The sequence below is a fragment of the Alcaligenes endophyticus genome, from assembly GCF_026344035.1.
GTDB classification, from domain to species: domain Bacteria; phylum Pseudomonadota; class Gammaproteobacteria; order Burkholderiales; family Burkholderiaceae_B; genus Alcaligenes; species Alcaligenes endophyticus.
This window is the reverse complement of record NZ_JAPKND010000001.1, coordinates 180,699-205,457: the sequence shown is the minus strand read 5'-3', so window position 1 is coordinate 205,457 and position 24,759 is coordinate 180,699. Positions and strand designations below refer to the sequence as shown.

Below are 24,759 nucleotides of genomic sequence, written 5' to 3'. Positions count from 1 at the left end.
AAAATTGCACTAACTACAGCGAATCGTGTTGATAAGGGTCAGGAATACCCAGACGAGCAAGAATATCTTTTTCTAAGCCTTCCATATGCTCAGCATCCTCCTCGTCTTCGTGGTCATAGGCAACAGCGTGCAGGCAGCCGTGAATAAGCAGGTGAGCAGCATGGTGCAATAGCGGCTTTTTTTGCTCGGCAGCCTCGGATTGCAAGACAGGTAAGCACAGTACGATATCGCCATGCCAAATCATATCGGGATCTGCTCCGTATTCAAACGTTAGTACGTTAGTCGCATAGTCTTTTTGACGGTACTCACGGTTTAGGGCTTGCCCTTCTTCTGCATCAACAATACGTAATGTCAGGCTTAGACCATGAAGCTCACCACCGAAAGCTTGCCATTCTTCGGCAATGACTTGGGTAGCTACCTTTGCCCAGCGGCGTAGACGCCAGCGGGGCAGCATGTCACAGGGGGTGGCGTATTGAACGCTGAACGAAAAATTAGGCGTCGGCTTTGTCATATGCGTCGATGATGCGCGCGACTAGTGGGTGACGTACCACGTCGCGACTAGTGAATTGAGTGATGGCGATGCCGGAAACGTTTCGTAATACGTGGGTGGCATGGCTTAAGCCACTACCTTGTCCACGGGGCAAGTCAATTTGGGTCGGATCACCATTAATAACAGCTTTGCTACCGAAGCCGATACGCGTGAGGAACATTTTCATTTGCTCAGGCGTGGTGTTTTGAGCTTCGTCCAATATAACAAAGGCGTGGTTTAGGGTACGCCCACGCATATAGGCTAGGGGAGCTATTTCTATGGTTTGTTTTTCAAACAAACGCTGAACCTTTTCAAAACCCATTAAATCATACAAGGCATCATATAGCGGGCGTAAATAAGGATCGACTTTTTGCGCTAAGTCTCCGGGTAAAAAGCCTAAACGCTCTCCCGCTTCGACGGCAGGACGGGTCAGGATTAAGCGCTGTACCGCCTCACGCTCTAGGGCGTCAATGGCACAGGCAACGGCTAACCATGTTTTCCCGGTTCCAGCGGGGCCTACCCCAAAGGTAATGTCATGGTTAAGTATGTGCTCTATGTACTGCCCTTGCCGGGGGGTGCGAGGACGTAAATCACGTTTGCGCGTACGCAACAAAATATTTTCTTGTCCTGGCGGAGGTAATTCAGGCAGAGTGTCGGGCTCAATCTTACTTGGCGAAGCTTCATCGCCTACTTGCGCTTGACTGGCTCCTAATTCTACTAAGCCTAGCTGTATATCTTCTACATTAAGGGCTTGGTGCACTGCACGGTTATGGAACCACTCCAAGGTGCGAGCGGCTTGTTCCGCTCTAGCCCCTTCGATTGAAACATGGCTGCCACGACGACGTAATTGTACGTCGTAGCCCATGGCGATCTGCTTCAGGTTTTCATCCAACGGCCCGCACAGGTTCAGCAGATGCGTGTTATCGCCGTCTAATCTGACGCTGACGGGTAGTCTGTGTTGAGTCATAGAGAGCCGCTCGTATGTTCGGTAGTGATGATCTCACCGCGCAGCGTGTTGGTTAATACGCCAGTCACGCGCACATCTATCATTTGCCCGATCAGACGTTCTTGGCCGGGGAAGTTAATGATGCGGTTGTTTTCGGTTCGTCCCATCAGTTCAGTATCGCTTTTTCTTGACAGACTTTCTACTAGAATACGTTGGGTGCTACCTAGCATTTCCGTGCTGATGGCCTTTGCTTGCTCATTGATCAGTGCCTGTAGACGATGCAGACGGTTGAGTTTTTCTTCTTTGCTGGTAGTGTCTTCAAGGTCGGCTGCGGGTGTACCGGGGCGTCGTGAGTACACAAAAGAGAAAGACTGGTCAAAGTTAACGTCACGAATCAACTTTAATGTTTTTTGGAAGTCTTCTTCTGTCTCACCAGGAAAGCCCACGATGAAGTCCGACGACAAGACGATGCCAGGACGTGCTTCGCGTAAACGGCGCACAATCGATTTGAACTCTAGCGACGTATAGCCGCGTTTCATCGCAGCCAGAACGCGATCGCTGCCTGCTTGTACAGGCAAGTGTAAGAAAGGCACTAGCTTAGGCAAATTACCATGAGCCTCAATCAGCCGGGTGGTCATTTCTTTAGGATGAGAGGTGGTATAGCGTATACGCTCTATGCCTGGAATTTCGTGCACATACTCCAGCAACATCGCAAAGTCAGCGATTTCATCGCTGTCTGCGCCCATGGGCCCACGATAAGCGTTGACGTTTTGTCCCAATAAGGTGACTTCACGCACGCCCTGATCCGCTAAGTCGGCCACTTCCATTAGCACGTCATCGAAGGGGCGGGAAACCTCGGGGCCTCGCGTGTAAGGCACGACACAGAAGCTGCAGTATTTACTACAGCCTTCCATGATGGAAACAAAAGCGCTGTAGCCCTCTACGCGAGCAGGGGGGAGGGCGTCAAATTTTTCAATTTCTGGAAAGCTGATGTCTATTTGAGGGCGGCCTCTTTCACGGCGCTGTTCAATCAGCTCTGGTAAGCGATGCAATGTTTGTGGACCAAATACTACGTCGACGTAAGGTGCCCGTCGTACGATCGTGTCCCCCTCTTGACTAGCAACACAGCCGCCTACCCCTATTACTAGCTTCGGGTTGAGTGCTTTTAAGTGTTGTACCCGACCCAAATCCGAGAATACTTTCTCTTGTGCTTTTTCGCGCACCGAGCAGGTATTAAACAAAATAATGTCGGCTTCTTCGGGGTTGTTCGTCAGCTCTATAGGGTGTTGCTCATTGAGCACATCAGCCATTTTGTCTGAGTCATACTCATTCATTTGGCACCCGAAAGTACGGATAAACAGTTTGCGTGGGGCAGGAGTGTCGTTGCCAGTGCTGGCTAAGTGTGTAGTGGTATTGGTATCAGACATGATGTGGCCGTGGCGGGTGTATATCCCGAGGGCAAAAAGAATAATTGGTAAGTATAACGTTCAATAGCGCTCGCATCTAGATTCTATCGCTTGAACGTTGATGCCAAGAGCGAGCATACAAAACTGAACTGCCCCCCAAGGTATATACCGTGGAGGGCAGTTCACACGTCACAAAAAGCTTTTTAATGAACTTCGCCTTCTACGACTTCACCTTCATCTTTCTTGATTGGTTTGACCAAATCTTCGCGTTTCACACCGAGCCACATAGAGATCGCGGCAGCAACGAAAACGGAAGAGTAGATTCCGAACCAGATACCAATGGTGAGTGCTAAGGAAAAGTTGTGTAAGGTAGGGCCACCAAAGAAGAACATGGAAAGCACCATCATCTGGGTAGACCCGTGAGTGATGATAGTGCGGGAAATGTTCTGTGTAATAGACAGGTCAATAATGCCCGCTGTATCCATTTTCCGCTGCTTGCGGAAGTTTTCACGGATACGATCCATAACTACAACGGATTCGTTCACTGAGTAGCCCAGTACTGCTAATACCCCTGCCAGCACAGAGAGAGAGAACTCCCACTGAAAGAAGGCGAAAAAGCCCAAAATGATGACCACATCATGCAAGTTTGCAATGGCGCAGGCTAACGCTAACTTCCATTCGAAGCGGAATCCGAGATAAATAAGAATACCAGCCACAACAAAAGCAAGGGCTTTTAAGCCGTTCTCTAATAGCTCACGGCCTACTTGAGGGCCTACCACCTCTACACGACGTAGCTCAGCATCGGGATGGGTGACTTGCAAAGCCTGCATAACTGATTCGCTTTGCACAGTACTATCGTCGCCCTCATGGGCTGGTAAGCGGATAATGATGTCTTGTGAAGTACCAAAGTTTTGTACTTGAAAGTCACTGTATCCTAAGCTCTGTACCGCTTGCCTGACCTGATCGGCTTGTACACTTTCTTGGTAATGTACTTCCATTACCGTGCCGCCAGTGAACTCGATGGACAGATGGAAACCGCGCAGCACAATAAATGCGACCGCTGCTGCAAAGGTTAAAAAACTAATCAGATTCAGCACCAACGCATGGCGCATGAATGGGATAGTGCGGTGTATACGAAAAAATTCCATGATACTTATTTGCCTGTAAGAGACCCGCACTAAGCACGTTTTAGGTTGTGCTTAGGCAGATCGTTGCATGCCCTATTTGGTGTTTTCAGGTTTCCAGACTTGTCCAATGGAAATGTGCTGTAAACGACGCTTATTGCCGTAACGTAAATTGACCAGAGCACGTACGCCGACCACGGACGAGAACATAGAGGTCAGGATGCCCAAGCAATGCACCACTGCAAATCCCCGTATCGGGCCAGTACCAAACGTGAGTAAGGCAACACCGACAATCAGACTGGTTAGGTTGGAGTCAAAAATAGTGGCCCAAGCGCGATCGAAACCAAGGCTAATGGCCTGTTGAGGGCTAGCTCCATTGCGCAATTCTTCGCGTATGCGCTCGTTAATGAGTACGTTAGCGTCAATCGCCATACCCAAGGTTAAGGCAATCGCAGCAATGCCTGGTAAGGTTAAAGTAGCTTGGAGCACCGAGAGTACGGCAAGTAGCAACAGCACGTTGAACGTGAGGCCGATGGTGGAGAACACGCCCATCAGGTGGTAGTACACCATGATAAAGATGGCAATAGCGATAAAGCCGTAAAGCGTAGAGTCAAAACCTTGTTTGATATTCTCGGCTCCTAGGCTCGGGCCAATGGTGCGCTCTTCAATGATACTCATTGGAGCAGCCAGAGAGCCTGCCCGTAATAGCAGGGACACGTCGGCTGCTTCTTGCGCTGTCATGCTGCCGCTAATTTGTACCTGTCCGTTAGGAATTTCTGAACGGATAACTGGAGCTGTTACGACTTCACCTACGCCGTTTTCCACTAGTACGATGGCCATGCGTTTACCGATATTGTTACGGGTAACGTCGCGGAAAATGCGCGAGCCTTTACTGTCTAAGGTGAGGTTAACAGTAGCTTGTTGGGTCTGCGAGTCGCGGCCAGGCTGGGCATCTTGGAGGTTTTCACCCGTTAAGACAACTTGGCGACGCAGCAAGAGGGGTACGCCATTGCGTTCTGTGTAGCGCTCAAGCCCAAAAGGTACTGTGCCGCTATTTAACGCCGCTGTGGCACTAGGAGAGTCTTCGACCATGCGAATTTCCAGCGTGGCGGTACGACCCAGGATTTCTTTGGCTTTAGCGACGTCTTGTACGCCGGGAAGTTGGACAATAATTCTGTCACTGCCCTGCTGCTGAATAATGGGCTCGGCAACGCCTAGCTCGTTAATTCGGTTGTATAGGGTGGTGATGTTTTGACGTACTGCATTATTTTGTACCTGGATGACCGCGGTTTCATTTAGCTTCCCTATGAGGCGATCAGTGCCTTGAGAAGTGAAAGTCAGGTCAGGCATTTGACGGCGTAGCTCAGTAAATGCTGCGTCACGCGCTTGGCTAGAGCTAAAGTCTAGTTGTAGGCTTTGGCCTTGGCGCTCAATGCGCTCCAGAGGCATTTTTGCATCACGCAACAGAGTGCGTGCATCGGCCGTCATGCTATCGTAGCGCGCTGTTAATGCCCCTTCCATGTCCACTTGCAGCAAAAAGTGCACACCACCACGCAAGTCCAGACCTAGGTGCATAGGGTGGGCCCCTAAGGCAGTGAGCCAGTTGGGCGAGGCGGGAATGAGGTTCAGCGCTACCGTGTATTCAGGGTTGGCCGGATCCGGGTTCAGGTTGCGCTCAATCAGGTCTTTGGCCTTGAGCTGGGCATCGGTGGAGGCAAAACGCACTCGAGCCGTACCCACTGAGCCAGTTTGTTCAAAGTAGGCGCCTGTAGTGGGGAGGTCATTGCTTTGCAGCAAAGTCTCTACCTGTCTTAATAAGGCAGGCTCAACGCGCACGGTGGACTTTGCCCCAGATATCTGTACGGCAGGTGACTCACCAAAAAGATTAGGCAAGGCGTACAGCAGGCCGATAAGCAGGGCCGCCAGTACGATGAGGTATTTCCAGATTGGGTAACGGTTCATGGGTGTTTACGGCAGGTGCAGATAAGCAAACCCCGGAATAGTATCCGGGGCATGAGACTGATCAGATCGCTTTGATTGTACCTTTGGGAAGTACAGAGCTGACGGAGGCACGCTGAACCAGTATCTCCACTGGCTTGTCGGCTAAGTCAGCGACTTCTACGCTGAGGTAGTTATCGTGAATTTTAGTGATTTTGCCCAGAATGCCACCCGCTGTGATGACCTCATCACCTTTGCTAAGGTTGGAAACAAGATTACGGTGCTCTTTTTGACGTTTCATCTGTGGACGAATCATCAAGAAATATAGCACAACGAACATTAAGATCAGGGGCAGCATGCCCACTAGTGGGTTACCGTCAGCGGTCTGAGCAGGCAATATGGATAAAATGTCAACGACGGACATGAGGAGCTCCTGTGTATTTATTTGGATAAATTCAAAATTAGACGGTGTATTGTAGCGGTACTTTCGAGCTGTGTTCTAAGCTGCATATTAATCTATGCCACGAGCTCGATCGGCATGGAACTGCTCGCGCCATTGATTAAAGCGTTTTTCCTCAATGGCAGTGCGCATTTCTTTCATTATCTGCAGATAAAAATGCAAATTATGCAAGGTGTTCAAACGTGCTCCCGTGATTTCGCCGACGCGCTGTAAATGATGCAAGTATGAACGTGAAAATTTTTGGCACGTGTGGCAGGCACAGCTAGGGTCGAGTGGACGAGTGTCGTCTTTGTAGCGTGCGTTCCGTATTTTTATATCACCATAACGCGTAAACAGCCAGCCGTTGCGGGCGTTGCGGGTGGGCATGACGCAGTCAAACATATCCACGCCTTGGCTGACGCCTTCCACGAGATCCTCCGGTGTGCCTACGCCCATTAGGTAGCGTGGCGCCATAGCAGGCATTTTTGGCGTTGTATGCGCCAAAATACGCATCATGTCTTCTTTGGGTTCACCAACAGACAGGCCACCGATGGCATAGCCTTCGAAACCGATATCGACCAAGCCCGCTAATGATTCATCGCGTAAGTCTTCATACATGCCCCCCTGAACGATGCCAAACAAGGCATTCGGGTTTTGCAGTTCAACAAAGGCGTTGCGTGATCGTCGTGCCCAACGTAAAGACATGCGCATCGAGGTGGCTGCCTCTTCGTGCGTCGCAGGCCGATTGTTGATCATGTAGGGTGTGCATTCGTCAAACACCATGGCGATGTCAGAGTTCAGCGAGCGCTGAATGCGCATGGATTCTTCAGGCGTCAGGAATAAACGTTCACCGGTAATAGGCGAAGCGAACTTAACACCTTCTTCGGTAATTTTACGCATGCCTTGCAGGCTAAACACCTGGAAACCGCCTGAGTCGGTCAGGATGGGTTTATGCCATTGCATAAATTCGTGCAGGCCACCGAATTTATCCATGATCTCGGTGCCGGGGCGTAGCCAAAGATGGAAAGTATTGCCCAAAATGACTTGCGCGCCATTTTCATCCAACTCATGGGGCATCATGGCTTTAACGCTACCATAAGTGCCTACGGGCATAAACATAGGGGTTTGCACCACACCATGGTTAAGGCTGATTTGGGCACGTCGGGCAGCACCATCTGTGCCCAGTAAGGTAAATTTCAATCCGCTCATGATTTGAAAGACTCAATAAACATGGCATCGCCATAGCTAAAAAAACGATACCGGGATTCTACCGCGTGCTGGTAGGCACGCTGTATGGGTTCTAAGCCAGCTAAGGCGGACACCAACATGAGTAAAGTAGATTGCGGTAAGTGAAAATTAGTGATTAAGGCATCAATCCCGTGAAACTGATAGCCAGGAGTGATAAAGAGTCGAGTGTCTCCTTCGATGCTCCCGTCAGCCAGTACCTGACCTTGGGTTAATGCAGGTTGAGCGGCAGATTCTAAGGCTCTTATGCTAGTGGTACCTACGGCAATAACGCGCCCACCTTGTGCATGGCAACGCTCGATTTTTTCGCGCGTTAACGCTGGAACACGATAACGCTCAGCGTGCATGATATGTTCGGCGATATTTTGTACGCGCACCGGCTGAAACGTGCCAGCACCGACATGCAAGGTGACAAACGCTTGTTGTACGCCTTTGTTGGTCAGTTCTTTTAATAGGGACTCGGTAAAGTGTAAGCCTGCTGTGGGGGCTGCTACAGCACCAGGGTGTTGCGCATAAATAGTCTGATAACGCTCTTCGTCTTGGCCATCGGGCAGATGTTCAATATACGGGGGCAGTGGCAGACGCCCATATTGATCTAAAAGGTCCAAGATGGGTGCTTGAAAGGCTAATTCGAAGAGTTCGCCGATGCGCCCTTTGCATTCAGCATGCACTTGTCCGTCCGCCAGCCACAACTGTGTGCCCAGCTTGGGCGCTTTGCTGGAACGTATATGAGCTACTGCAGTGTGGGCAGACGTAATACGCTCGATGAGCACTTCAACGCGTCCGCCCGTACTTTTTTGTCCAGCTAAGCGGGCTTTGATCACGCGTGTATCGTTAAAGACCAGGAGATCATGTTCATTTAGCAAGCTAGGCAGGTCTTGGAAAGTAAGATCATGCAAGCAGCTTCCTGCGTCCAGATGTAAGAGGCGGCTGCCTGTACGCTCTGCGCTAGGGTGTTGGGCAATGAGTTCTGGGGGAAGTTCGTAATCGAACTGTTGTATGTCCAGCTTAGCGTCTACGCTCATGGTATATAAAAGAGAGGCTCTGGAATATAAACCAGGCCGTAAATATGGGGCAAACAAGCATTTTAACGCCTAAGTGCTTATTTACCGAGTTTTACTCCCTGAAAGCCTATTTTTCTTGCTCAAGTTTCGGGTATGCTTGGCGTTTGTGTACGTCAGTAAGGTGGAGATCTGCATGCAAGCAGTCTTAAGCGGGTGGTCGTGCCTGGGTCGTGTTGGCACGGCTTTGGCTCTGTTTGTACAAATGAGTACAGTGGTTTGGGCGCAGGCGCTCCCGGCAGAGCTTGCAGCTGCTTGGAAAAACACCCGATTACCAGAGAGCAGTTTGTCTTTAGTGGTACAAGAGGTTGATGGTAGGCGTTTAATAGAGGTAAACCCGCAAGTTCCGCGTAACCCCGCCTCGGTCATGAAGTTAGTCAGTACTTGGGCAGGGCTAAGTGCCTTGGGGCCTGAATATACTTGGCGCACTAATTTTATGGCAGTGGGTGGTCTGCACGTAGATGAACAGGGTACCTTAAAAGGGCCTTTGTATATTAAAGCAGGCGGTGACCCTTTACTAAGTGTGCCCGAGCTTTGGGATGCTTTGCGCCAGTTGCGGTTGCGCGGGGTAAAAAATATTTCTGAAATAGTGGTGGATCGCAGTGTTTTTGGTTCGGTAACGATTAATCCCCATGCTTTTGATTCGGCCGGTGACCGTCCCTATAACGCTAGCCCCGACGCCATGATGGTAGGACTAGGAGCCTCACGTCTAGTTTTCCAGCCTGATACGCAGGCTAAAAAATGGATTGCCATGATAGATCCGCCTTTGCCCGGCGTGCGCTTACAGGGCGAGGTGCAGTGGGTGGACGCAGTGTGTCCAGGTTCGCCTGCCGTAGGCACAGAGATTCAAGCCGCGGGCAATGAGATTAACATTCAACTTAGTGGTAAGGCAGTGGGCTCTTGCGGAGAGTTCAGCGTTTACCGTTTAGTGCACAGTCAAACTGATTTTTTTTCAAAACTGGTACTGGCGTTGTGGCGTGACCTAGGTGGCACGTTGGCGCGCGGTATTACCGAAGGGAAGGTGCCGGCTTCTGCACAAAATATAGTGAGCCATGAATCGCGTAGCCTAAGCGACCTGATTCGCGTCATTAACAAACAAAGTAACAATGTGATGGCGCGCACTATCCTGCTCACCGTGGGCAAAGAGTTGCAAGGCGAGGGGGCAACAGTGCGCACTGGGGAACAAGCGGTCATGTCTGTTTTAGCGCAACAAGGCGTCGACACCAGAGGTTGGGTAGTGGATAACGGCTCAGGGCTGTCACGTAATGGCCGCATTACCGCTGGAGGGATGGCACAAATGTTGAGTGTCGCGTGGCATTCCACCCTTATGCCTGAGTTTGTTTCCTCGTTAGCTATCTCGGGGGTGGATGGTACGGTACGACGTCGTTTGCGTGATGACGAAGTACAAGGACGAGCTCATTTAAAAACTGGTACCTTGCGCGATAGTCGTGCTTTAGCGGGTTATGTCTTGGGTGCTAGTGGAAAACGTTATATTCTTGTCAGTATTGTGAATGATGACCGTTCTGCCGCTGTGCGTCCGTTTGATGACGCGGTAGTGAAGTGGTTAGCAACACAGTAAATTATTCCCGATTTTTTGCAGTCCTTGCCCTATGGGCATAATTATTGAACCTTACAAGCAGTCTGCCATGCCTATACATGAAATCCGCCATCCTCTCATTCGTCATAAATTGGGACTGATGCGCAAAGCTGAACTAAGCACCAAAAATTTTCGCGAAATGTCGCAGGAAATTGCTGCTTTACTGACTTACGAAGCGTGTAAAGATTTACCGCTTGAGCCTGCCGAATATGAAGGTTGGTGCGGCACGGTAAAGGTAGAGGCCTTAGCAGGTAAAAAAGTAACCGTAGTGCCCATCTTGCGTGCTGGTATAGGGATGCTCGATGGCGTGCTAAGTCTTATACCAGGCGCAAAGGTAAGCGTAGTGGGGATCGCTCGCAATGAAGAAACTTTGCAAGCGCAAACCTACCTGGAGCGCTTGGTAGGGGAGTTGGATCAGCGACTAGCACTTATTATCGACCCTATGTTGGCAACCGGTGGCTCATTGGTAGCAACGATAGACATGCTTAAAAAAGCAGGATGTAAAAATATTCGTGCCTTAGTGTTGGTGGCTGCCCCTGAAGGTATTGCTTATGTGGAAGAGCATCATCCCGATGTGCACATTTACACCGCTTCCATCGACAGCCACCTAGACGAGCACGGTTATATCGTGCCCGGCTTGGGGGACGCAGGTGATCGCATTTTTGGTACACGCCAAAAAGATTAAGGTTAGGTGTACGCAGCTTGTAGGCTTGTTAACAAAATCTAGCTTTTTATATAGTATGGGTACAGTAAAGATGGGGTAGCATGAAGATGCGTAATACAGTTCTAGTGGGTGTGAATGTGCGAGCTCTATGTTGTAGTGTGCCTTTTCTGTTCTTGATGCAGGTCGCTCAGGCTGGTCTGTGCGATGTGCCTTTTATGCACGAGGGTGGAGCGGTACAGTTACAAGGCAGCGGTTTGTTGGCCTTAGGGGCTGATCTGCGTTTTTCCGAGGTGCAGCAGCAGGGCGGTGACCAATGTAGTGCTCGAGTTCAAGGTCATGCGCAAATAGCGCTGGCTGGCTTGCCCGCTTCTAAACCACGCATCGATTATTGGATGCAGGTGCGTGACGGGCGGGCCCGTTTTGAGCGCGATAATGGTCGTGGTGGCCGTGAGCCAGTGCAAGGCTCTTTCGACCTTCGCTTATTAGGTCTGTTTGCCTACGAGGGCATGGCTCATCAAGAAGGGCAAAAGTTTGCGGCTCAACATTTCGAAATTCAAGTCGATCGCAAAGCACAGCAGACAGATCCGTTACGTATACATACCGGAGAAAAACAAGTAGGGGCTGCGCAGCAGGTGCAAACCGCCCTAGGAGCCCAAACTTGTTGGCCGATACGTTATACGCGTGATATTTCTCCTACCCAGGCCAGTTTTAATGGCATACGCTTACCCGTACCTGGCATGAGTAGCGATGTAACGGATTGGTTTTGCCCAGACGCTAATATGGTGTTGAAGCAAGATAGTCTGCAGCAAGGTGTACGTTCTACAATAGAAGTGACACGCATAGAATAAGGTATCCGAGCCTGAGATTTCAGGTTTTTCTTGGTAAGTAGTTAGGCTTTATATTTTAAGGAGCTTGATAATGGTAACAAGACGACGCGTTAAAGCAACTGAAGATGGTTTCATTGATGAGCTACGCAACAGCCTGGACGAAGCGGAAAAGTTATTGCGTGAGGCCGCCGATGCCACAGGAGACCAAGCCACAGAATTGCGCGAGCGAGCAGCGCGTTCGTTGCGCATCACGCGTGACACTCTTGCTGACGCTCAAGAAGCAGTTGTGGAGCGAAGCCGACAAGCAGCAAAGGCAACCGACCATTACGTGCATGACCACCCTTGGCAAGCTATTGGGGTGGCGGGCATAGTGGGATTGATGTTTGGCTTACTCATGAGCCGCCGTTAATTTGTAGTGCAAAGCGGGCGTTTGGTCACTTAAGGGGCGGAACGCTCGCATTAAAAAAAGGGGGGGTCATGGCGCTCAGGCACACCGTCAGCGAGTTAGGTGTCACACTTTTATCGGTTGCGCGTACACGCTTAGAGCTCTTTGCTCTTGAGGCAAGTGAGCAAAAAGCCGGGCTGTTGTCGCTGGTAGGCATGCTCTTTGGGGCATTGCTGTTTTCCACCCTTGCGGTGCTGGTTTTCACCCTGCTAGTGGCCTTGTATTTTTGGCCAACTGAGTACCGCTATATAGCCTTAGGCTTAGTCGTTGTTTTGTATGGCGGCTTGGGTTTAGGCTTGTTCTTGGGAGTACGCAAAAGGCTAGAGGACGGCCCCATGCCCTTTTCTGCTACCCTCGAAGAGTTGGGGAAGGATGCGGCTTTTTTAGCCCGACTTGGCGATGATGCCGCACCACCTTATAACGGGAGGCGAGAATGAGTCGACACGCCAAAGCCCAGAACAGAGCAATCCGAATAGAGCTATTACGTGCCCGCGCGGCGGTAGAAAGGCAGGCGTTGTGTCAGCAGTCGCAAGACTTAGCACAAGACTTACAGCCCCGTAATTTACTCAACAGCTTTACGCCCGCCTTTACCGCGCACAACATGAGTAATTGGGTAGGTAGTGCGATGCGCCTTAGTCGCCGCTATCCCTTCTTGTTATCGGGCGCATCTACTGTATTAAGTATGTTTGGGGGGCGGTGGGTGAAGTTTGCGGCCGCTGGGTTAGTAGGCTGGAAGCTATTTAGCAATTACCAAGACAGACGACAGTTTCAGCCAGAGAACGAACAGGCATTGGCTGAACATAGAAAAGAACGCGTTTATTAAAATACACTTAGCCTGCTTGCATACAGGCTAAGTGTTAGTTTATGGCTTACAAGCCAAGGTCTTGCCACATTTGATCTACTTTGTGTTTGACCTCTTGTTCCATGACTATCGGGCGCCCCCATTCGCGATTCGTTTCGCCCGGCCATTTGTTGGTAGCATCCATGCCCATTTTGCCACCTAAACCTGAAACGGGTGAGGCGAAATCCAGATAGTCGATAGGGGTGTTTTCTACTAGTAGAGTGTCTCGTACGGGGTCCATGCGGGTCGTCATGGCCCAGATTACTTCTTTCCAGTCGCGAGTGTTCACGTCCTCATCAACCACCACAATGAATTTGGTGTACATGAATTGCCGCAAAATACTCCATACCCCAAACATGACCCGCTTTGCGTGTCCGGCGTATTGTTTGCGTATTGACACTACGGCTAAACGATAGCTGCAGCCCTCTGGGGGTAAATAAAAATCAACAATTTCAGGTAGTTGCTTTTTGAGCAGTGGTACGAACACTTCGTTCAAAGCTACGCCCAGCACGGCAGGCTCATCGGGCGGTTTGCCGGTATAAGTGCTGTGATAGATGGGCTTACGACGCATAGTAATGCGCTCAACGGTAAAAACGGGAAACCAGTCTTGTTCGTTGTAGTAGCCGGTGTGATCGCCGTAAGGTCCTTCAAGTGCTATTTCGTAATCACTGGCAGCTACAGGGTGGGCACCTTCTACCGCCTGGGGTGGAATAGCGTCTGGGTGGTCGGCCGGTAAGATGTGTCCTTCGAGTACGATTTCAGCCCATGCTGGCACGGATAGGTCGCTGCCCAGTGCCTTGGCCACCTCCGTTCGAGAGCCCCGTAATAGCCCAGCGAATTGGTATTCAGAGAGACTGTCGGGTACGGGAGTAACTGCGCCTAAAATAGTGGCTGGGTCAGTGCCCAAGGCAACGGCAATAGGAAAAGGTTGGCCTGGGTGGGCAATAGCGTGGTCACGGAAGTCTAGGGCACCACCACGGTGGGAAAGCCAGCGCATGATCAGCTTGTTGTGGCTAATTTGCTGCTGGCGATAAATACCTAGATTTTGACGTTTGGCGTTAGGGCCACGGGTAATGACTAAGCCCCAGGTTAATAGGGGGGCGACGTCCCCAGGCCAGCACATTTGTAAGGGAATTTGATTAAGGTCTACATCCTTGCCTTCTAGTACCACCTCTTGGCAGGCGGGGCTGCGGATGTTTTTAGGACTCATGTCCCAAAGGGCCGATTTGAGCATAGCGACTTTACTGAACGCATCCCGTAGACCGCGTGGTGCTTCAGGCTCTTTAAGGGTGGCAAGTAGTTCACCCGTTTCTCGCAGAGCGCTCACGTCATCTGCCCCCATACCCCATGCAACACGTTTAGGCGTGCCAAACAGATTGGTCAGTACGGGCATACTGCTATCGTTACCCCGATGTTTGGCGTTTTCAAACAACAGTGCAGGGCCTTCCGCACGGAGTACGCGGTCGCTAATTTCCGTCATTTCCAAATGCGTAGAGACGGGATGGGTAATGCGTTTGAGTTCGCCGTGAGCCTCTAACTGGTTCAGAAAGTCACGTAAATCACGGTATTTCACAGTTAAATATAGTTCCTGTTACAAAAAAGCGAGCCATTAGGGTTAACATTTCAGCCAATTTGGAAAAATAAGGATGGCAGAAATGGGCGTCCATAATTTCGATCGTGCGCTAAGCCATTCGGCTCGCAGCATAGTGTATCGGGTTAATGAGTTTGTACATGTATGTGCCATGTATCTAGGTATTGCTGCGTTGGTGACGATTGTCGCCTGCGCAGTGGTGCCTTCTATGCGCGTACAGTTTAACCAGCTTTACACCTCTATCGTACAAGCTTTACGTCCAGAAGTGATGCGCGTGGATGCACAAGGGCAGATTATCTGGCCGGACGAAAGTGTGGTAGAGAGCGCGCAGCAAGAGCAAGTCCCCACAGATATGGCTGAGCAAGAGTTACGTAAGGTGTCTACGTATCAGGGATATATGCGTGCGTTACGAGCATCCGTGGCTGGCGAGCCTATCGACGGGGCGACTCCAGCTCAGGTGCAGGCATTGCGTAGTTATATTGCACGCAAATATAAGGTCGCTCACAATGTAACCGGAGCCTTGATTTACATGGCCTTCCAAGTAGGTAAGGAAAAAAACCTAGATCCTCAACTGATTTTGGCCGTTATCGCCATCGAGTCTCGGTATAACCCTTATGCTGAAAGCCATGTCGGGGCTCAAGGGCTTATGCAAGTGATGACGAGAGTTCACCGAGCTAAGTTTGAGAATTATTTGGAAGGCACGTTGGCCGTATTAAACCCCGAGGCGAATATTCGTGTTGGGGCTCAGATTCTATCGGACTGTATACGTCGCCGAGGCTCGATAGAAGGGGGACTTGCTTGCTATGTAGGAGCCACTGGGCCTGGAGACGGCGGTTATGGCGCTAAAGTGTTAGCGGAGCGACGTCGGATAGCCCTAGCATCAGGTATCCCTACACGCCGCTCAGGCTAAGCTGTTAATAGGCTTTTGATAAAAATGTCTGCAAACGTGCAATGACTTGCTCAAGTTTTTCCATTTGTGTGGAGTAAGCCAAGCGCACCATTTTGTCTGCGTGAGCGGGGCCAAAATCTAAGCCGGGTACGACAGCGACCCCCGCTTCATGCAGAAGGCGATGAGAGAAGTCGCTGCTGCTTGGGCTAAAACGACTGATATCGGCGTAGATGTAAAACGCCCCATCGGGCTTGGCCGGAACATGCAGTCCTAACTCTTCTAGGGCGGGTAGTAAAAAGTCGCGCCGCGCTTTAAAGGCCAGACGCCGCTCTTCGTAGATTTCCATAGCAGGACTATCAAAGCAGGCAAGGGCAGCATGTTGTGCCAGAGCCGGGGCGCAGATAGCTAAGCTAGCCGCCATGCGTTCGGTGGCCTCTAGCATGAACTCGGGCAAAATCACCCAGCCTAAGCGCCAGCCTGTCATGTGAAAGTACTTAGAAAAGCTATTGATAATAATGATGTTATCGTCAAGGCTTAATGCGCTTTTTGCTTGGTTTTCGTAATGCAATCCTAGGTAGATTTCATCCATAATGATGAAACCATTACGCTCTCGAACGGCTTGTATTAAAGCCTGTAGCTCAGTGCGACTAATGCTGGTACCAGTGGGGTTGCTGGGCGAGGCAATTAGAACGCCGCGAGTGTGGGGGCCCCAATGAGCCTGTATGTCGGCGGCGGTGAGCTGAAAACGGTTTTTAGCTGAGCAGGGTATCAAACGCGCTTGGCCACCCGCAGCGGTGATAAAGTTACGGTTGGCTGGGTAACAAGGGTCAGGCATGAGCACTTCGTCACCAGGGTTAATCAGTGCCATGCAGCTTAAAGACAAAGCCCCAGAGGCACCCGCTGTGATTAAAATGCGTCGGGGGCTAACATAGGCGCCAAACTGTTGCTCGTAATATTGCGCAATTTTTTTGCGCAAGGCTGGTATACCTGCAGGCGCCGTATATTGGCTCAAACCTTGTTCTGCTGCTTTTTGTAAAGCGCGAACCACGGTGTCTGGGGCAGTAAAATCGGGCTCACCTATCCCTAAACTAATGATGTCACGACCTTGAGCTTGTAAGGCGCTGGCCTCTTTGAATAGTTCGACAGCATGAAAGGGAACGGTTTGGGTAGTGCGATCAGCTAGGCGGGACATAAGGCAAATCTCGGTGTTAATAAATTCAGCATGATGCAGAACAGTAAGCTGCATCGGGTTTTATAGTGTGGTCAAGCATGGTTTCTTCATCGCGTCGAGCATTTCTGTCAGGACGGACAGTATCCCAATCACCATGGGCCGCTTTCTGTCAACGTTTGCGCCGGGATATTCAGGGGGTACTGGTTGAGCTGGATAGTAGTCCGGGCATAGAGCAAGGGCGCTTGCACCCAGGGTCTAGTGCTGATGTAGAGCTGGCTCGCCAGTTGGCGATAGAGTACTCGGTACAGCTAGCCCTAGACGGGCTACCTATGGCGAACCCATATCATACCGGAGCAGTCCTTTATTTGGCACCTGATCATCGCATGGCTCGTTGTGAGCGTCTCGATGCTGCCTCATCGCTGTGGTTTGTGCAGCCAGGATGCTTGATGGGTGAGCTTGAGGCGCAAGGGTTTTCAGGCCTTGCCGAGGTAAACCCTGGCTTAACAGTCGCCGCCTGGTTAGCTGATCGGCGCCATCATATGTGGCCGCAGGGCTTTACTCAGTTATCTGGGGTGGAGCATGCCTCCATTTTATTGGCCGATGGGACGCGCGCTAATTTGGGCCCTTTTGGGGCTAATAATAAAAACCCATTAAATAGTATGCGTTTGCAGCAGATGATTCCTGCTCTATTTCAGTTGCAAGCGACTTGTCCTGCTCATCCCGAGCATTACTGGACCGCTCGGTACCGCCTAGATGCTTTGCAGCCCGATGCTGCATATGGCATCAATTTGGCGCATTTGTTGCTTGGCCACGGGGGCGATTTAGCGTGGGTCGATTGGCTGGTATTGGATCAGCACATGCATGCTTTAGCTGTACCGCAGGACTGGCAGTGGCCTATGCCACAAGACACAGATGTCATTGCTACGCAGGATCTAGACGAGGCAGTGCGGCAGTGGTTTGATCCGGCAGGCTTGTTCTCTTACCCAGGCCAAGAGCTCTAAGATGCTGAGCCTGCTGATAGCAGGGGCGTTTCCCCCGATTTGTTTTTCAGGGGCTAGAATGGTTCATACAGATTTTGATTGATTATTTTCTTTAGGTAGGAATATGGATCCCAATTTTCGCAAAGCAGCGCTCGAATATCACGAACAGGGCCGCCCAGGCAAACTCTCAGTGACGCCGACTAAGCAACTGTCGAATCAACGGGATCTCGCGTTGGCGTATTCGCCCGGAGTGGCGGCAGCGTGCGAGGAAATCGTCAACGATCCGCAAAACGTCTTTCGCTATACAGGACGCGGTAATTTGGTGGGCGTAATAACCAATGGCACCGCCGTTTTAGGGTTGGGGAACATTGGTCCGCTGGCCTCCAAGCCTGTTATGGAAGGTAAGGCCGTATTGTTTAAGAGTTTTGCGGGTCTAGATGTTTTCGATATTGAAATTAATGAAAGTGACCCAGATAAGCTGGTCGATATTATCGCAGGCCTAGAGCCTACTTTTGGTGGAATCAACCTAGAGGACATCAAAGCGCCTGAGTGTTTTGAAGTTGAGCGCAAGTTGCGTGAGCGCATGAGTATTCCCGTGTTTCATGATGATCAACATGGAACAGCTATTTGCGTAGTGGCTGCATTTTTGAACGGCTTGACTGTCGTTGGCAAGGAAATCAGCGCAGTCAAACTGGTGGTTTCTGGCGCCGGTGCGGCAGCATTGGCGTGTATGGATTTGCTCGTCGATATGGGCATGCCATTAGAAAACATTTGGGTCAGTGACATTGAGGGCGTCGTTTATAAAGGTCGTGTAGCGTTAATGGATGCGGCCAAAGAGCGTTTTGCTCAAGACACTACGGCTAGAACTCTAGATGAGATCATCGATGGCGCAGATGTGTTTTTGGGCTTATCTGCCGGCGGCGTACTTAAGCCCACCATGCTTAAACGCATGGCGCCACGTCCGCTGATTCTTGCTTTAGCGAACCCTAATCCTGAAATTTTGCCTGAAGATGCACATGCGGTGCGCGATGACGTGGTGATTGCCACCGGTCGCTCCGACTACCCGAATCAGGTTAATAACGTTTTATGCTTTCCTTACATTTTCCGTGGTGCTCTGGATGTGGGGGCGACAACGATTACGCGAGGCATGGAAAAAGCAGCGGTATTGGCTATTTGCCAATTAGCTCGCGAAGAGCAAGATGAAGGAGCAGCTGCGGCTTACGGGCTAGAGGAAACGACTTTCGGGCCGAATTTTTTCATTCCGCGTCCGTTTGATTCCCGCCTGATTGTGCGTATTGCGCCAGCCGTGGCGCGTGCGGCCATGGCCGAGGGGGTCGCAACACGCCCCATTCAAGATTTTGACAGTTATATCTATCAGCTACAGCAGTTTGTGTATAAATCAGGTTCTTTCATGCAGCCTGTATACGCTTTGGCTAAAGGCTTGGTGCAAGACGGCGCTAAAGCTCGTATTGTCTTTGCCGAGGGCGAGGATGAGCGCATTTTGCGAGCAGTGCAAATTGTGGTGGATGAGGGGCTGGCTAAGCCTATTTTGGTGGGCCGTCCCGCCGTCCTGCAGCAGCGAATTGAGCGTTATGGCTTGCGTATACGTCTGGGCATAGATGTTGAGGTGACGAATCCGGAACAGGATGATCGCTTCCATAAATACTGGACGGCTTATTGGGAGATCATGAGTCGTCGTGGGATTAGTAAAGAAATGGCGCGGGTAGAGATGCGTCGTCGTATGACGCTGATCGCCGCCATGATGTTACGAATGGGTGATGCAGATGGCATGATCTGCGGCACGGTTGGTAACTACGCTAACCATTTGCAGTTAATTGACCAAGTGATCGGCAAGGCGCCTGGTGTTGATACCTATGCAGCCATGAATATTTTGTTGCTGTCTGAGCGTACGGTGGCTATTGCCGATACCCATGTGAACGAAGACCCTGATGAGCACCAGTTAGCCGAAATAACCTGCGCCGCCGCCAAGAAAATGCGTCAGTTTAATGTAGAGCCAAAGGCCGCTTTGTTGTCTAGTTCTAATTTTGGTACCAGCAATTCGAGTGCTGCACGCAAAATGCGTGCCACGTTAGCCTTGGTGAAAACCGCGGACCCTAGTTTGCAAATCGATGGTGAAATGCACGGAGATTGCGCCTTGGATGAGCAAATGCGTGCGCGAGTCTTACCGGGGAGCCCCCTAGAGGGGGAGGCCAATCTGTTAGTTTGTCCTGATGTCGAGGCAGCTAATATTTCCTATAACCTATTAAAGACAGCGGCGGGCGGTAATGTAGCGATTGGCCCATTTTTATTGGGAGCCAATGCACCCGCGCACATCATGACGTCCACGTCATCTATTCGGCGCATCGTGAACATGACGGCGATTACCGTCGTGGATGCGAACGTGAACGCCGACGTGTCATAGCCTATGGATGCGGGCCTACAGACCTCGCTGGCCTTAGTATTAACGGGTGGCGGCGCACGGGGAGCTTATCAGGCCGGTGTTTTGTCGGGCTTATTGGATATTCTCGACCCCGATAGACAGGAGGGGTTTCAAAACCCCTTTGGGATTATTTGCGGGTCTTCAGCGGGCTCCATTAATGCCGCCGCTTATGCTTGTCGGGCAGATCACCCCCACGAGGCGGCAGATCGTATTCAGCACCTGTGGGCCAATTTGTGTACGCAAGACATTTTCTATGCAGACCCTATTTTGTTAAGTCGTACCGGTATTAACTGGATGGGGGCATTGTTGCTGGGCTGGGTCGCGCCTGCATTGCGTCGTCATATTCCGCACTCGATGCTGGACAATACGCCTTTACGCACTTTGCTGCGTACCCATCTCGAGTTTGATCGTCTTCAACCCAACCTAGAGCAGGGGGCATTATCAGCCTTAGCAATAACCGCTGCGGCGTATACGTCGGGTGAACACCTTACTTTCTACCAGTCTAAAAACACGATTAAACCGTGGCGCCGCAGTTTGCGCCGAGCAGTGCCTGGGCGTATAGGGGTCGATCACTTAATGGCCTCTAGTGCTATTCCATTCGTATTTCCCGCTCAATCTATGTTGGTGGGTAACAACACTATCTGGTGTGGTGATGGTACGATGCGACAACTGGCGCCAATTAGCCCGGCAATCCATTTGGGGGCAGAAAAAGTGCTGGTTGTTGGGACCGGGTATAACGATAATACCTACCACAGCGAGCCTGATACAGACCCGCCATATCCAAGTTTGGCACAAATCGGCGGCTACGCACTGTCTAACATCTTTTTAGATAGTGTGGCGATGGATATTGAACGTACCGAGAGCATTAATACTTTGCTTGCCTATATGCCCGCAAATGGATTAAAAAGCCAATCGCTGCGTCCTGTCAGTACCTTCGCGATTTCGCCTAGTCGCTCTTTGGACGAAATAGCAACCAAACACATCAAACAGATGCCTGCCGCCGCTCGAACTTTATTTCGAGTGCTTGGGGTTTCAGCTAAGTCTGGCCCAACTACAGGTGGTGGATTGATCTCGTACTTATTATTTGAATCAGGCTATACCCGAGAGCTGATCGAGTTAGGAAAAACCGATACTATGAATCGACGTGAAGAAATCAGAGCGTTTTTTATGGAGACGCCTTAATGAGTCAACAACTTTTAGAGAGCGTGATGGCCGCTGGCGGCCAATTAGATACCAAAGGTATTAAGCAAGCGATCTTTACCCAGGTTGCGAATAATCAAGGGGTAACCCCTGTGATAGTGGATTGTGACCGCGCGCGTAATCGTTCTGCTGTGTTACGTGCCGTGGTCAAAGCGGTCGATTTTCCCGAATTTTTCGGTGGTAACTTAGATGCCCTATATGATTGCTTGTGCGACACCGTGCTCGATCAAAAAGAAGGGCTAGCGTTATGGTTTGACAAATTGCACTCGGGTGATCCAGCACTCGAAGCGGATGCTGCCGCAATTTTGAGCGTATGCGAAGATGTCTACCAGTGGGCATCAAACAATGAGCGGCGTTTTATTTATGCGGTGGTACATGCGGGTAAGCACCCTGATCCTGAGCCAGGCGTAGGGCCAACACCGTATTCGGGAAGCGATGCGAAAGACAGTGCTGGTTACGACGAAGAGTAAAATTTATTCCCAGGCCTGAAGCGCACTAATCGCAGCGCTTAGGGCCAGACCAGCGGTTTCTGTACGCAGTACACGGTGCCCAAAGCAGATGGCTTGGGCACCTGCTTTGAGAGCTGTTTGTTGTTCATCCTCGGTCCAGCCACCTTCGGGCCCTACTAGTAAAATAATATCTTCGTGCTGAGGGGTGAGCAGATCTTTTAACTGTAGCGTAGCTCCCGGGTCACAAAATAATAGCAAGCCTTTTGGAGGCGTGCGAAGATAGGCCTCTAAGGTGCAAGGCTGGGCCAGTTGCATAAGGCGGTTGCGGCCGCATTGTTCACTGGCTGCTTGGATAATGCCTTGCCAGTGAGCTAATCGTTTGGCTTGGCGCTCAGGATTCAGTTGCAGTACGCTTTTGCGTGCACGTATCGGTACTACTTCATGCAGGCCTAGCTCGACGGCTTTTTCTATTACCCAGTCCATTTTGTCGCTGCTGGCTAAACCTTGAGCCAGAGTGATTTTTCCTTTTAGCTCGCGGCACACGGTTTGTGCAGCACCTAATTGTGCAAAGCTACGTTTCCCATCGATTTCCAAGATAGCGGGGTATTGCGCGCCCGAACCATCAAATAAAATAATAGGGCTTTGGTCTTTTAAACGTAAAACGCGGATGGCGTGGTGAGACAGCTCGGTGGGTAATTCCACACGGGTGTGGGGGGCAAGTGGTAGGGAACAAAAAAAGCGTGCGTAGCTCATAGTAATTAGCATTGAATCCTTGGCGATTCAAGCATACCTTAGGCAACTGAGCTTGTGCGGCGCGTATTGCCCATAGCGATGTTAAAATGCTAACTTTTACAACCAGTTTTTTGATGCGTTATGGTGTTTTGCAGTACTAAAGCACTTTTTGCGTCACTTATGAGCTTCTCATGGATCTTGCGTCAGTCTCTGATAAAACCTTAGCCAATGCCATTCGAGCTTTGTCTATGGATGCCGTACAACAGGCAAATTCCGGTCACCCCGGTGCTCCTATGGGTATGGCAGATATCGCCCAGGTTTTGTGGTCCAGGCATTTAAAACATAATCCTGCCGACCCTGCTTGGTTCAATCGTGACCGTTTTGTGTTGTCAAATGGACACGGTTCTATGCTGATCTACGCCCTGTTGCATCTTAGTGGCTACGACCTGTCCATAGACGAAATTCGTAATTTTCGACAGTTGCATTCACGCACACCCGGCCACCCCGAAGTTGGCTATACCGCAGGTGTAGAAACCACCACGGGGCCTTTGGGGCAGGGGATCAGTAATGCGGTGGGTTTTGCTTTAGCCGAAGCCTTATTGGCGCGCGAATTTAATCGTGATGGCCATAAACTGGTGGATCACCTCACCTACGTGTTCGCGGGCGATGGTTGTTTGATGGAAGGCATCTCGCACGAGGTTTGCTCTTTAGCCGGTACATGGAAGCTATCTAAACTCGTCGTTTTTTACGACGATAACGGTATTTCCATTGATGGCAAGGTTGAGCACTGGTTTGCCGATGATACCCCTGCACGTTTCGAAAGTTATGGCTGGAATGTTATCCGTGCAGTAGACGGACACGATGCTCAAGCGATTGAAACAGCCATTGAGCAAGCTAAGCAGAATGCTGTTGCCAACTCGGGGCCCACTCTTATTTGCTGCCGTACCGTCATTGGTAAGGGAGCACCAAATGCTGCAGGCTCAGAAAAAGTACACGGCGCTCCTTTAGGTGCGGCCGAGATTGCTGCCACGCGTGCAGCGATAGGTTGGCCTCATGCTGCGTTTGAAATTCCTGAAGAAGTGGCAGCAGCTTGGGATGCACGTCAAGCTGGTGCTCAGCGCCAGCAGGCATGGCAGGAACAGTTTGCTGCTTACGAAAATGCGTACCCCGAGCTTGCTGCTGAATTTACGCGTCGTATGCGAGGCGACTTACCAGCCGATGCGGCGCAGCGTATCGCTGAATTTGTACAGCAAACTGCCCAGAAGGCCGAAACGGTAGCGAGCCGTAAGGCCTCGCAGCTAGCCATTACAGCCCTGGTTGAGATGCTACCTGAAATGCTGGGTGGTTCCGCCGACTTAACTGGTTCTAACTTTACCGACTGGCCCGGTGCCGTGGCAGTACGTGCCCAGCAAGACGGTGTTCACGCTGGACGCCACATTAACTATGGCGTGCGTGAGTTCGGTATGGCCGGCATTATGAATGGCTTGGCCTTGCATGGTGGTTACTTGCCATTTGGCGGCACGTTCCTGACATTCTCCGACTACTCGCGTAATGCCATTCGTATGGCGGCTTTAATGAAGCAGCGCGTAGTACACGTCTTTACGCACGACTCCATCGGCTTGGGCGAAGATGGCCCTACACACCAGTCTATTGAGCATGCAGCAAGTTTACGTTTAATTCCGAATCTGCATGTTTGGCGTCCTTGTGACACTACTGAAACAGCTATGGCCTGGTCGTGTGCGGTACAGCGTCCTGCTAGTTTAGGGTTAGATGTGCGTGACGGCGGCCCTAGCGCCTTGCTGTTATCACGTCAGAATCTGCCCTTTGTAGAGCGTGACCAAGACACCATCGCAGCGATAGCTCGCGGTGGATATATATTGCGTGATACAGACAATGCACAGGCCATTATTATGGCCACCGGTTCAGAGGTGGCGTTGGCACTCGAGGCGCAAGAAGCACTAAAAGCACGTGGGATAGCAGTGCGTGTAGTGTCTATGCCTTGTACCAATATTTTTGATGCCCAAGACTTGTCGTGGCGCGACAGTGTCCTGACCCCCGGTCTACCACGAGTAGCGGTTGAGGCGGGAGTAACGGCGGCTTGGTACAAGTATGTGGGCTTGAACGGTGCTGTGGTAGGTATCGATACCTATGGTGAGTCCGCGCCTGCTGCCGACTTATTTAAGCATTTTGGCCTGACTACCGAAGCGGTAGTTGCGGCTGTTGAACGTATTCTGTAATTGGAGTT

At 50.8% G+C, this 24,759-nt stretch carries 23 protein-coding genes; 12 read left to right on the top strand and 11 right to left on the bottom strand.

What is annotated here, in order from left to right; genetic code table 11:
- Positions 1–13: 13 nt before the first annotated feature.
- The 8 genes from ybeY to queA form a co-directional block, all read right to left on the bottom strand.
- A complete protein-coding gene (gene ybeY, locus OSH01_RS00890) occupies positions 14–511 on the bottom strand; it encodes an rRNA maturation RNase YbeY (protein ID WP_266122172.1) in 498 nt (165 codons plus the stop codon).
- Entirely contained in the window at positions 492–1,496 is a 1,005-nt protein-coding gene (locus tag OSH01_RS00885; RefSeq protein ID WP_266122171.1) for a PhoH family protein, read from the bottom strand. Before OSH01_RS00885 ends, ybeY begins: the two co-directional genes overlap by 20 nt.
- The gene (gene miaB, locus OSH01_RS00880) at positions 1,493–2,902 is read right to left on the bottom strand and encodes a tRNA (N6-isopentenyl adenosine(37)-C2)-methylthiotransferase MiaB (RefSeq protein WP_266122170.1); all 1,410 of its coding nucleotides are present in this window, start codon (positions 2,900–2,902) and stop codon (positions 1,493–1,495) included. The genes OSH01_RS00885 and miaB overlap by 4 nt, the downstream gene beginning before the upstream one ends.
- A 182-nt stretch (positions 2,903–3,084) precedes the next feature.
- On the bottom strand, positions 3,085–4,029 hold the full coding sequence (secF, locus tag OSH01_RS00875; protein ID WP_266122169.1) for a protein translocase subunit SecF: 945 nt from the start codon (positions 4,027–4,029) through the stop codon (positions 3,085–3,087).
- Positions 4,030–4,101: 72 nt separating this feature from the next.
- Complete coding sequence (gene secD, locus OSH01_RS00870; RefSeq protein ID WP_266122168.1) at positions 4,102–5,967, bottom strand: protein translocase subunit SecD; 1,866 nt, start codon at positions 5,965–5,967, stop codon at positions 4,102–4,104.
- Between the two features lie 61 nt (positions 5,968–6,028).
- The gene (gene yajC / locus OSH01_RS00865) at positions 6,029–6,367 is read right to left on the bottom strand and encodes a preprotein translocase subunit YajC (RefSeq protein WP_266122167.1); all 339 of its coding nucleotides are present in this window, start codon (positions 6,365–6,367) and stop codon (positions 6,029–6,031) included.
- Positions 6,368–6,454: 87 nt separating this feature from the next.
- Entirely contained in the window at positions 6,455–7,591 is a 1,137-nt protein-coding gene (tgt, locus tag OSH01_RS00860; protein ID WP_266122166.1) for a tRNA guanosine(34) transglycosylase Tgt, read from the bottom strand.
- Complete coding sequence (queA, locus tag OSH01_RS00855; RefSeq protein ID WP_266122165.1) at positions 7,588–8,652, bottom strand: tRNA preQ1(34) S-adenosylmethionine ribosyltransferase-isomerase QueA; 1,065 nt, start codon at positions 8,650–8,652, stop codon at positions 7,588–7,590. The genes tgt and queA overlap by 4 nt, the downstream gene beginning before the upstream one ends.
- Positions 8,653–8,824: 172 nt before the next feature.
- On the opposite strand from queA, the gene dacB reads away from it, so the two are divergent.
- From dacB to OSH01_RS00825, 6 genes are all read left to right on the top strand, one after another.
- Complete coding sequence (gene dacB / locus OSH01_RS00850) at positions 8,825–10,267, top strand: D-alanyl-D-alanine carboxypeptidase/D-alanyl-D-alanine endopeptidase (protein ID WP_266122164.1); 1,443 nt, start codon at positions 8,825–8,827, stop codon at positions 10,265–10,267.
- A gap of 67 nt (positions 10,268–10,334) precedes the next feature.
- Complete coding sequence (upp, locus tag OSH01_RS00845) at positions 10,335–10,970, top strand: uracil phosphoribosyltransferase (RefSeq protein ID WP_266122163.1); 636 nt, start codon at positions 10,335–10,337, stop codon at positions 10,968–10,970.
- Positions 10,971–11,056: 86 nt separating this feature from the next.
- Positions 11,057–11,797: a hypothetical protein gene (locus tag OSH01_RS00840; protein ID WP_266122162.1), complete on the top strand. Its 741-nt coding sequence runs from the start codon at positions 11,057–11,059 to the stop codon at positions 11,795–11,797.
- 70 nt (positions 11,798–11,867) lie between these two features.
- Positions 11,868–12,185, top strand: coding sequence for a DUF883 family protein (locus OSH01_RS00835; RefSeq protein WP_266122161.1), 318 nt, complete (start codon positions 11,868–11,870; stop codon positions 12,183–12,185).
- Positions 12,186–12,253: 68 nt separating this feature from the next.
- Positions 12,254–12,658: a phage holin family protein gene (locus OSH01_RS00830; protein WP_266122160.1), complete on the top strand. Its 405-nt coding sequence runs from the start codon at positions 12,254–12,256 to the stop codon at positions 12,656–12,658.
- Positions 12,655–13,044, top strand: coding sequence for a hypothetical protein (locus OSH01_RS00825; protein ID WP_266122159.1), 390 nt, complete (start codon positions 12,655–12,657; stop codon positions 13,042–13,044). The genes OSH01_RS00830 and OSH01_RS00825 overlap by 4 nt, the downstream gene beginning before the upstream one ends.
- A gap of 46 nt (positions 13,045–13,090) precedes the next feature.
- Here OSH01_RS00825 and OSH01_RS00820 read toward each other — a convergent pair whose 3' ends face one another.
- Entirely contained in the window at positions 13,091–14,635 is a 1,545-nt protein-coding gene (locus OSH01_RS00820) for a UbiD family decarboxylase (RefSeq protein ID WP_266122158.1), read from the bottom strand.
- Positions 14,636–14,708: 73 nt separating this feature from the next.
- On the opposite strand from OSH01_RS00820, the gene OSH01_RS00815 reads away from it, so the two are divergent.
- Complete coding sequence (locus tag OSH01_RS00815) at positions 14,709–15,563, top strand: transglycosylase SLT domain-containing protein (protein ID WP_407652911.1); 855 nt, start codon at positions 14,709–14,711, stop codon at positions 15,561–15,563.
- A gap of 4 nt (positions 15,564–15,567) precedes the next feature.
- Here OSH01_RS00815 and OSH01_RS00810 read toward each other — a convergent pair whose 3' ends face one another.
- Entirely contained in the window at positions 15,568–16,734 is a 1,167-nt protein-coding gene (locus OSH01_RS00810; RefSeq protein WP_266122157.1) for a pyridoxal phosphate-dependent aminotransferase, read from the bottom strand.
- Positions 16,735–16,811: 77 nt separating this feature from the next.
- Here OSH01_RS00810 and OSH01_RS00805 point away from each other — a divergent pair, with 77 nt between their 5' ends.
- The 4 genes from OSH01_RS00805 to OSH01_RS00790 all read left to right on the top strand — a co-directional run bounded on the left by OSH01_RS00805 (position 16,812) and on the right by OSH01_RS00790 (position 21,803).
- Positions 16,812–17,714: a hypothetical protein gene (locus OSH01_RS00805; RefSeq protein ID WP_266122156.1), complete on the top strand. Its 903-nt coding sequence runs from the start codon at positions 16,812–16,814 to the stop codon at positions 17,712–17,714.
- Positions 17,715–17,817: 103 nt separating this feature from the next.
- Positions 17,818–20,115, top strand: a complete 2,298-nt coding sequence (locus OSH01_RS00800) for an NADP-dependent malic enzyme (RefSeq protein WP_266122155.1) — start codon at positions 17,818–17,820, stop codon at positions 20,113–20,115.
- A 3-nt stretch (positions 20,116–20,118) separates the two neighbouring features.
- Positions 20,119–21,315: a patatin-like phospholipase family protein gene (locus OSH01_RS00795; protein WP_266122154.1), complete on the top strand. Its 1,197-nt coding sequence runs from the start codon at positions 20,119–20,121 to the stop codon at positions 21,313–21,315.
- Positions 21,315–21,803: a barstar family protein gene (locus tag OSH01_RS00790; RefSeq protein WP_266122153.1), complete on the top strand. Its 489-nt coding sequence runs from the start codon at positions 21,315–21,317 to the stop codon at positions 21,801–21,803. Before OSH01_RS00795 ends, OSH01_RS00790 begins: the two co-directional genes overlap by 1 nt.
- 3 nt (positions 21,804–21,806) lie before the next feature.
- Here OSH01_RS00790 and OSH01_RS00785 read toward each other — a convergent pair whose 3' ends face one another.
- On the bottom strand, positions 21,807–22,535 hold the full coding sequence (locus OSH01_RS00785) for a 16S rRNA (uracil(1498)-N(3))-methyltransferase (RefSeq protein ID WP_266122832.1): 729 nt from the start codon (positions 22,533–22,535) through the stop codon (positions 21,807–21,809).
- 170 nt (positions 22,536–22,705) lie between these two features.
- Between OSH01_RS00785 and tkt the strand changes: the two genes are divergently transcribed.
- A complete protein-coding gene (gene tkt, locus OSH01_RS00780; protein WP_266122152.1) occupies positions 22,706–24,751 on the top strand; it encodes a transketolase in 2,046 nt (681 codons plus the stop codon).
- Positions 24,752–24,759 lie beyond the last annotated feature (8 nt).

Coding starts and splice junctions, on each gene's coding strand:
- OSH01_RS00885 (WP_266122171.1), bottom strand. CDS start 1,496: ATGACTCAACACAGACTACCCGTCAGCGTCAGATTAGACGGCGATAAC.
- secF (WP_266122169.1), bottom strand. CDS start 4,029: ATGGAATTTTTTCGTATACACCGCACTATCCCATTCATGCGCCATGCG.
- ybeY (WP_266122172.1), bottom strand. CDS start 511: ATGACAAAGCCGACGCCTAATTTTTCGTTCAGCGTTCAATACGCCACC.
- OSH01_RS00790 (WP_266122153.1), top strand. CDS start 21,315: ATGAGTCAACAACTTTTAGAGAGCGTGATGGCCGCTGGCGGCCAATTA.
- tgt (WP_266122166.1), bottom strand. CDS start 7,591: ATGAGCGGATTGAAATTTACCTTACTGGGCACAGATGGTGCTGCCCGA.
- OSH01_RS00800 (WP_266122155.1), top strand. CDS start 17,818: ATGGATCCCAATTTTCGCAAAGCAGCGCTCGAATATCACGAACAGGGC.
- OSH01_RS00805 (WP_266122156.1), top strand. CDS start 16,812: ATGGTTTCTTCATCGCGTCGAGCATTTCTGTCAGGACGGACAGTATCC.
- queA (WP_266122165.1), bottom strand. CDS start 8,652: ATGAGCGTAGACGCTAAGCTGGACATACAACAGTTCGATTACGAACTT.
- OSH01_RS00815 (WP_407652911.1), top strand. CDS start 14,709: ATGGCAGAAATGGGCGTCCATAATTTCGATCGTGCGCTAAGCCATTCG.
- miaB (WP_266122170.1), bottom strand. CDS start 2,902: ATGTCTGATACCAATACCACTACACACTTAGCCAGCACTGGCAACGAC.
- OSH01_RS00835 (WP_266122161.1), top strand. CDS start 11,868: ATGGTAACAAGACGACGCGTTAAAGCAACTGAAGATGGTTTCATTGAT.
- yajC (WP_266122167.1), bottom strand. CDS start 6,367: ATGTCCGTCGTTGACATTTTATCCATATTGCCTGCTCAGACCGCTGAC.
- OSH01_RS00785 (WP_266122832.1), bottom strand. CDS start 22,535: ATGAGCTACGCACGCTTTTTTTGTTCCCTACCACTTGCCCCCCACACC.
- OSH01_RS00840 (WP_266122162.1), top strand. CDS start 11,057: ATGCGTAATACAGTTCTAGTGGGTGTGAATGTGCGAGCTCTATGTTGT.
- secD (WP_266122168.1), bottom strand. CDS start 5,967: ATGAACCGTTACCCAATCTGGAAATACCTCATCGTACTGGCGGCCCTG.
- OSH01_RS00795 (WP_266122154.1), top strand. CDS start 20,119: ATGGATGCGGGCCTACAGACCTCGCTGGCCTTAGTATTAACGGGTGGC.
- upp (WP_266122163.1), top strand. CDS start 10,335: ATGCCTATACATGAAATCCGCCATCCTCTCATTCGTCATAAATTGGGA.
- OSH01_RS00830 (WP_266122160.1), top strand. CDS start 12,254: ATGGCGCTCAGGCACACCGTCAGCGAGTTAGGTGTCACACTTTTATCG.
- OSH01_RS00810 (WP_266122157.1), bottom strand. CDS start 16,734: ATGTCCCGCCTAGCTGATCGCACTACCCAAACCGTTCCCTTTCATGCT.
- dacB (WP_266122164.1), top strand. CDS start 8,825: ATGCAAGCAGTCTTAAGCGGGTGGTCGTGCCTGGGTCGTGTTGGCACG.
- OSH01_RS00825 (WP_266122159.1), top strand. CDS start 12,655: ATGAGTCGACACGCCAAAGCCCAGAACAGAGCAATCCGAATAGAGCTA.
- tkt (WP_266122152.1), top strand. CDS start 22,706: ATGGATCTTGCGTCAGTCTCTGATAAAACCTTAGCCAATGCCATTCGA.